We start from the raw sequence: 7,354 nt of genomic DNA on the forward strand, positions 1-7,354 counted from the left end.
CGTGACGCTGTCGACCCTCGGGGTCCAGCCCAGTTCCCGTTCGGCGCGCTCGCTCGACATGAGCGGGGCGTTCAGCGCCAGGTCGACCCAGCCGGTGTCGATCGGTTGCAGCCGCGCCCGCCAGGTCAGCGCCGCCGCCGCGCGCAGCACCGGGGTGGCCACCGGCACCGTCCAGCCGTGGAAGTGCCGGGCCACCAGCTCCGGGGTCAGCACCGGGTCCGCGGCCACGTTGAAGGCGCCGCGCGCGTCACCCAGCACCGCCCTGGCGTACGCGTCGGCCACGTCGTCGGCGTGCACCGCCTGCATGCGCAGCCGCCGGTTCGTCGGCACCAGCGGGATCCGGCCGTACCGCAGCAGCCGCACCGGTGCCAGCGGGCCGATGAAGTAGCGCCGGATCTCCGTGCCGGCGTCCCGCTGGAAGGTCAGCCCCGGGCGCAGCCGGACCACCCGCAACTCCGGGCGCTCCCGCTGCAGGCCGTCCAGGAGCGCCTCCACCGCGGCCTTGTCCCGGCTGTACGACGACGTCTCCACCCCCGTCGCCGGCCAGTTCTCGCTCACCGGGCGGTCCTTCGGGCCGGGCGCGTAGGTGCCGACCGACGAGGCGTACACCAGGGCGGAGACGCCGGCCCGGACGGCGGCCTCGAACACCGCGCGGCTGCCGCCCACGTTGGTCCGGTGCAGGACGCGCTGGTCGTGGCTGGGCTGGATCTGCCAGGCCAGGTGCACCACGGCCGTCGCCCCCGCGAAGGCCACGGCCAGCTTCTCGCCCGCGTCCGGCGCCCCGACGTCGCAGGAGTGCCACTCCACCCCGTCGTACGGCTCACCGGCGTCCGGCCCGGGCAGCCGGCGGGCCACCCCGACCAGCTCCGCCCCGGACTCCGCCCGCAGCCGGCGCAGCAGCGCCGTCCCCACGTTGCCGCTGGCCCCCACGATCACGATGCGCATACCGGTGCGGTACCCGCTGAAGCGGGCAGCAACCGCTCACGGACGGGGGTTCGTCCGCACCCAGCCCTTCTCCCCCTCGCGGCGGCCCTGGGTCGCGGCCAGGCAGCGCGGGCAGACGTAGCCCTCCGGGTCGGCCTCGGTGAGCAGGTCGGTGTCCGAGTAGTCGAAGGGCATGTGGGGGAAGCGGCGCAGCCGGGTGCGGCTCAACTGGAGCCCGCAGACGGTCTGGTTCTGGCCCGGCAGCCAGGCGTGCACCTCACCACCGGGGCGGCGCACGCCGTCGTCCCCGGCCACCTCGCTGGAGGCCGCCACCGCGGCCGTGGTGCTCGCCTTCATGCCTGTCCCGGTTCCCCAGGCAGGCGCTGTCATGCCCGCTGGGGAGTCTGAAGATCGACAGGTGGGGAAGGCGGAAGCCCGGCGCGGGCGGGTTCCGGTAGCCTGGTCGGACGGGCCGCTAGCTCAATGGCAGAGCTGTGGACTTTTAATCCATAGGTTCAGGGTTCGAGTCCCTGGCGGCCCACTCCTCCGCTGGTCAGCGGCCCTTTACGGGGCTGCTGTTGCCGTAATTCAGGCCGGTACAGCCGACGTGGCCGCCTTCGGGATCGGCGTGGTCGTCGATCGTGGCCGGGGTGAGCCGGCGAAAGAGTGGCCCGTGGCCTCGATGGCCTTGGTGGCGTACTTGGCGAGGTAGGCGGCCACCTTGCCGTCGGTCAGCTCACCGCCAGCGGTGTACCGTCGGCGGTCACCTCCACTGGCATCAATGTCCCGTCGACCGGTCCGCCCGGAAACCATGCCTCCACCACCGCCGCCGGCCCATCATGCCGCCGCCCGTCTCCCCGTGCAGCCCAGGTAGAGCCGGCTGTCCTGGGGGCCGGGCCGGGCCGGCGCGGCGAGCTGCAGCGCCAAGCGCCGAGGACCGGCCCTGCACGGGCCGGCCCTCGAACAGCCGAAGTCAGCGGATTCCGACGGCGAGCTGCGTGTTGACCTGACGTACCTGACTCGGCAGCGTGAACAGGTCAATCACCACTCCGACGAAAAGGAGACCGCCGGTGAACAGGTAGAGCAGGCCCCGACCCGTCTTGCCGAGGTAGAACTGGTGGCCGCCGAAGAAGCCCAACAGCAGCCAGAACAGGTAGGCCACCCCCACCGACTTCTGGCGAACCTGCACAAGTACCGGCTGGGGCGCGGCAGTTTCCTGAGACATATCAGCTCCTAGAGGATGCGGCGGTACATCGGGCGGAAGCGCCCAATGCCGCTCGACGTCGACTTGCACTACGGCCAGGTGTTCGGACAGTCATCCATGGGCTGCACGAACGCGCATGACGCTAATTGGGAAGATCAACGTCTCCATATCGACCGTCGGGGTCAGATGACCTCGGCAAACGGTTGAGAAACGCCCAGAACGCTGCCCCATTGAGCCCCGTCCGGCACCGGTCAGCTGCTTGTGTCCGAATCCTCCGACCCGCGGACCGCCCTGGGTCGCCAGCGGCATCGAGGAGTCGAGTCCCTTGGCGACGCCGCCGACGCCACTGGACCACACGGAGTCGCCAGCGAGGAGGTAGCTTCGGCCGCCAGTGACCCAAGCAGGTCAAGCAGACAGCCTGAAGGACCGCAGCCGTCTCATTTGTCGTCTCGTTCGGCTGCGTTCAAGGTCATACGGCCAAGTCTCATGCGGGCTCAGCCCCGCTGCTTCGTACGGCTACAGGTGCGGGTGAACGCTGGACGACAGACTTGGAAAGCGTGCCTTGAGCAGGAGCATGGCGGCGCGGATGACCGTGCCGCCCACGCCCAGGTGGCGACACCTCGGCGTGGGCGGCCGTGCGGATCCGGGCCTCAGGCCGCCTCTACCACGGTCACCGGGAAGGTGATGACGTTGTCCGTCGGGTTGGCGTCGGTCTGGTAGCGGGACAGGGCGCGGAACGCGACGCTTCCCTCGCCCAGGTCACCGGCCTCCAGCTCATTCTGCGTGCTGAAGATCAGCGTGAAGGTGCGCTCCTCGCCTTCCATGAAGGCGCCGCCTGGCACGCAGTTGAGGCCGCACTCCTCGGTCCAAGGCTCCCAGACGCCATCCGGCAGACTCACCGGCTCGAACCACACCTGGTCGTGTGGGGCGTCGCCGTTGTACCGGACGGTCACCGGCAGTCGACCCTCGAAGAATCCGTCCGACCGCCGGGCCAGGGTCAGACCGCCGGTGATGCTCACCGACACGTCAGGCTGCGTGTCCTGAACGTAGGGCCGGGCGTTGGCGAGCGTGCCGGTGGTGGACCGGAAGCGCGTCGAAAAAGCCTCGTCGGCGACGATCTCGCCGCCGACCTTGACCGCCAACTCGCCGTTACCGGTCTTCATGGCGTACGGCTGGACGCTGGTGAGCACCTGGAAGTCGACGGTGAAGGACCGCCGCTCGCCGGGGACGAGCTCGCCGCCCGGCACGTCGCACTCCACCCGGGTCCGGTAGTCGGGCAGCAGGTCACCACTGCTGTAGCAAGTGATGCCCCACTCGACGTTGTGGTACGAACCGGGGATCGGCTCCGTGATCACGTAGGTGGCGCGGCCCGGCTCTGCGCCCTGGTAGGTCAGGTCGACTTCGAGCGAGCCGCGGTAGCCGCGCTCGGTCGGCTCGAGGATGAGCCGGTCGGCGACCGTGGCGGTCGATCCGGTGGGCGCGGCCTGGGCAGGCCCCGCCACCACCGACAACGCGGCCGTCAGGCCGAGCACGCCGGCCAGCACAGTGGACAGTCTGGTGCGCAAAAGATATCCCCCGATTTCTTGTGCGTCCGCGACGGCGTTCCGTCGCGGCGCTCGCAGCCCGTGACGTGCCGGCCCCAACGAGCGGCATCAATGGTCTCAGTTCGGGCCGCGTGGCGCTGCCCCGCGAACAGGCGGAAGCCGCACACCCGGCCCTTGACCGGAAGGTCCGCCAACACGAGCAGGGCCATTGCTGCAACTTTGGCCGTCTTCTTCCGCGCCTACGGGTTGCCCGGCGAGGGGAAATCGACAGGTTCGCCAAACGGTTCGACGGTTCCATCCCAACCGTTCCAGCCCTGCTGGATGACCCGGCCGCCACCGTAGGTGTAGGACCAGCGGGCACCGTCCTCACCTTCGATCTGGACGGCTCCCGAGCGAACGAACGGCGCAATCGCGACGTAGAAGGCGGTGGCCTGATCCGACCACTTGGGGTCTCCCTCGTCGTCGTGACCGAACTCGATCCAGTCCCCGTCGCGGTTGATCGAAGCCGCGGCCCCCCACGCAATGTCGGCCAGTGTGTCGCTCGGCGGTAGCACCTCCGGGTCGAACCAGCCATCTCGTCCAGCCCAGGCGGCCCTGACCGCGGCGACGGCAGCGACGTCATCCGACTCCGGGAGGTTCAGCCGACCCGAAGGCTCCACGAGGTATCCCACGCCGCGCACCCTACGGTGCCCGGCACGAGTCGCGCCTGCCCGCTCGCACGAATCAGGGCGTGAGAGCGGCGGCCCCGGAAAACGGTTCGAAGGCTGTGCGGAGTCCTGACACAGTGCCCACCATGACGGACATCGAGCTGGTGACCGCCGCGGACGTACAGCTCATGCAGCGTATGGCGCAGCGCGTCACCGCCACCCGGCCGGAGCTGGTGAACAGCGACGCGTCCTTCGGGGAGCTGGCCTGGAACTGGGGCAAGGGGCACGCCAGCGACGGCGCGAGCTGGCGGCGCCGGCTGTGGTTCTCGGGCGGGGACCTGGTGGCGTGGGGCTGGGCCGTTCTTCCGCGCCAGGTACGGCGGAGCGACGGGTCGGTGAGGGACGTCAGCGGCGCCTATCTGGCGTATCAGGTCGATCCGGACCACGCCGCGCTGGTCGACGAGGTGATCGACTGGTACGACGGCACGGCGGCGGGCATCGAGCGCACGGTGCTGCCGAGCGCCGCCGACGAGTTCGCGCTGAAGCGCTGGGCGGCGCACGGCTATGAGACCGACCCGGCCTCGCTCGGCGACACCGGGTCCTGGACCCAGCTCAACGAGCGGGACCTCACCGACGTGGAACAGCCGGTGCTGCCGGACGGGTTCCGGTTCCGCACCGCCGACGAGGCCGGGCCGGAGGCCGCGGTCCAGGCCCATCTGGACGCCTGGGCTCCCTCGACGTACACGGCCGAGGGCTACGAGGGTGTCCGGCGGGCGGCGGGGTATCGCGGCGACCTGCACGTCCTGGTGGAGGCGCCGGACGGAACGATGGCGTCCTCGACGATCATGTGGCTCGACGAGGCGAACAGGACCGTTGAGTTCGAACCGGTAGGGACGCATCCGGACTACCGGCGCCTGGGGCTGGGGCGGGCGATGCTTCTGCACGGGATGCGTCTGGCGCGTGCGGCCGGGGCCACTCATGCGACGGTCGCCTGCCTGGGTGCGCCGGGGTATCCCGCGGCACGCGGGCTGTACTACAGCGCCGGGTTCCGGAAGTTCACGCGGGACGCGCCGCTCATCAAGACCACGACCGCCGGCTGAACTGGTCGCCGTTCGGGCCGCGTCGGCCGGTGCCTCCTGGCTGCTCCGTCGCCACGGCCCGGCGAGGGGAGCAAACCCTCCCCGCTTCGTCACCTGTCGGCGGCGTACCGACCCTGGTTGTCTCTCTGACGACGGGATCTTGAGAGAAAGCAGGGTTTCCATGTCGATGCTCCGCCGTACCCTCGCCACCGCGACCGTGGCCCTCGCCGCCGGCGCCGTGGCCGTGGTCGACGCGTCCCCGGCGCTGGCCAGCACCCCGGCCAGCTGCTCCAGCGTCCGCCAGATCGGCACGACCCGGGTGCTGACGGTCGGCGGCATGCAGGCCGCGTCGGTGAAGCAGTACTACGGCTGCGGCTACAACTACGCCTACATCTACGTCTGGGAGCAGTACCGGGCCACCCATTCGAACTGGGACCTGTACGTGCACGTCATCGACGAGTCGGACAGCGGCACCGACTACGGCGTGGGCGAGCTGAGCAACACCACCCGCGCCGAGCTGTGGGGCCGGCCGGCCAACACCGCCGCGCACTGCACCCACGTCACCGGCTACCTGAACTCGACGGGCGGGTCGACCAGCACGGTCTGCTGACCCTCGCCCGCCCGGCGTCCCGGGCCGTTCCTGGGGGCGGCCCGGGACACCCCCACCCGGCGATGCCACGACCACTGATCCGCACAAGGGGGGCGGGGCCGGCCGGTTGTCCGGCCGGCCCCGGTGGCGACACTCGACGGTCCGTGCCCTGCTCGGGGCACGGACCGTCGGCGTCGGCGCCGGAGGGTGGACCCGAGCGTCCGGTGCCGTCGCGACCCGTCGGTAGCATTCAGCGGCGATGGTCCACAGCGAACAGCCGGTGACGCACCGCCCCGGCGCCGGCCCCGGCGTCGACCTGGGGATCGCCGGGTGCACCGACGCCGTCGAGGTCGGGCGGGGCGGGTTCGGCGTCGTCTACCGGGCCTGGCAGGCCGACTACTCGCGCTGGGTGGCGGTGAAGGTGCTCGCCGCCGACTGGGCCGGGCCGTCGCGGGCCCGCTTCGAACGGGAACTCCGCGCCCTGGGCCGCCTCTCCGACCATCCGCACATCGTCACCCTGCACCAGGCCGGCCGGACCGCCGCCGGCAATCCGTACCTGCTCATGGCGTACGAGGAGGGCGGCTCGCTGGGCGACCGGCTGCGCCGCGGCACGGCGGGTGACTGGCGGGCGGCCGTCGCCGGCGGGATCGCGGTGGCCGGCGCGTTGGAGACCGCGCACCGGGCCGGCGTCCTGCACCGCGACGTGAAGCCGGAGAACATCCTGGTCTCCGGGTACGGGGAGCCGAAGCTGGCCGACTTCGGCCAGGCCCGTCCGGGCACGGAGCGTCCCGGTCCGCGCGGGACGGTCACCGCGAGCGTGCTGCACGCCGCTCCGGAGGTGCTGCGCGGCGAGCCGGCCTCGGTGGCCGCCGACGTCTACGCGCTGGCCTCGACCGTGCTGCACTGGATCCGCGGGGCACCGCCCTTCGCGCCGGCCGACGGGGAGTCCACCGACGCCCTGCTGCGCCGGATCGCCACCGGGCCGGTGCCGGACCTGCGCCCGCTCGGCGTACCCGAAGGGGTGTGTGTGGCGCTGGAGCGCGCGCTGGCCAAGGATCCGGCGCGGCGGCCGGGGTCGGTCGCGGAGTTCGCCGGTGAGTTGCGGGCGGCGCAGGCGGCTGCCGGGGTGCCGGTGACCCCGTTCGTCCCGGGCGACGTGGCGGCCGACGCCGGGGCACGGCCGGCCCGGCCGGCCGGCCCGGCGCCGTCGCTCTCCGCCCGCCGCCGCGCGGCCCTCGCCCTCTCCGCCACGGTGGCGCGACCCTCCCGGGTACGCCGGCACGCGCTGCGCCGGTCGGTCGGGGTCTTCGGCGCGGTGGTGGCGGTGCTCGCCACCGGGTACGCGCAGGCCCCCGCCGCCCACTACC

The 7,354-nt window shown here is 71.9% G+C and carries 8 protein-coding genes and 1 tRNA gene; 4 read left to right on the forward strand and 5 right to left on the reverse strand.

Annotated features, from left to right (window positions below; translation table 11 throughout):
* Both ACW0Q9_RS27300 and ACW0Q9_RS27305 read right to left on the reverse strand, forming a co-directional pair.
* On the reverse strand, positions 1–945 hold a 945-nt coding region (locus tag ACW0Q9_RS27300; RefSeq protein WP_456186102.1), incomplete at its 3' end, for an NAD-dependent epimerase/dehydratase family protein.
* 36 nt (positions 946–981) lie between these two features.
* The gene (locus ACW0Q9_RS27305) at positions 982–1,281 is read right to left on the reverse strand and encodes a hypothetical protein (RefSeq protein ID WP_456186104.1); all 300 of its coding nucleotides are present in this window, start codon (positions 1,279–1,281) and stop codon (positions 982–984) included.
* A 112-nt stretch (positions 1,282–1,393) separates the two neighbouring features.
* Between ACW0Q9_RS27305 and ACW0Q9_RS27310 the strand changes: the two genes are divergently transcribed.
* A tRNA-Lys gene (locus ACW0Q9_RS27310) sits at positions 1,394–1,465 on the forward strand.
* Positions 1,466–1,897: 432 nt separating this feature from the next.
* On the opposite strand, the gene ACW0Q9_RS27315 is transcribed toward ACW0Q9_RS27310, so the two are convergent.
* From ACW0Q9_RS27315 to ACW0Q9_RS27325, 3 genes are all read right to left on the reverse strand, one after another.
* Complete coding sequence (locus ACW0Q9_RS27315) at positions 1,898–2,149, reverse strand: TM2 domain-containing protein (protein WP_456186105.1); 252 nt, start codon at positions 2,147–2,149, stop codon at positions 1,898–1,900.
* Between the two features lie 629 nt (positions 2,150–2,778).
* Positions 2,779–3,693, reverse strand: a complete 915-nt coding sequence (locus ACW0Q9_RS27320) for a hypothetical protein (protein WP_456186106.1) — start codon at positions 3,691–3,693, stop codon at positions 2,779–2,781.
* A gap of 218 nt (positions 3,694–3,911) precedes the next feature.
* Entirely contained in the window at positions 3,912–4,343 is a 432-nt protein-coding gene (locus ACW0Q9_RS27325) for a hypothetical protein (RefSeq protein ID WP_456186107.1), read from the reverse strand.
* Between the two features lie 122 nt (positions 4,344–4,465).
* Here ACW0Q9_RS27325 and ACW0Q9_RS27330 point away from each other — a divergent pair, with 122 nt between their 5' ends.
* From ACW0Q9_RS27330 to ACW0Q9_RS27340, 3 genes are all read left to right on the forward strand, one after another.
* A complete protein-coding gene (locus ACW0Q9_RS27330; protein WP_456186108.1) occupies positions 4,466–5,419 on the forward strand; it encodes a GNAT family N-acetyltransferase in 954 nt (317 codons plus the stop codon).
* Between the two features lie 160 nt (positions 5,420–5,579).
* Positions 5,580–6,008: a hypothetical protein gene (locus tag ACW0Q9_RS27335; RefSeq protein ID WP_456186109.1), complete on the forward strand. Its 429-nt coding sequence runs from the start codon at positions 5,580–5,582 to the stop codon at positions 6,006–6,008.
* Positions 6,009–6,246: 238 nt separating this feature from the next.
* On the forward strand, positions 6,247–7,354 hold a 1,108-nt coding region (locus ACW0Q9_RS27340; RefSeq protein WP_456186110.1), incomplete at its 3' end, for a serine/threonine-protein kinase.

The organism is Micromonospora sp. I033 (assembly GCF_053890995.1).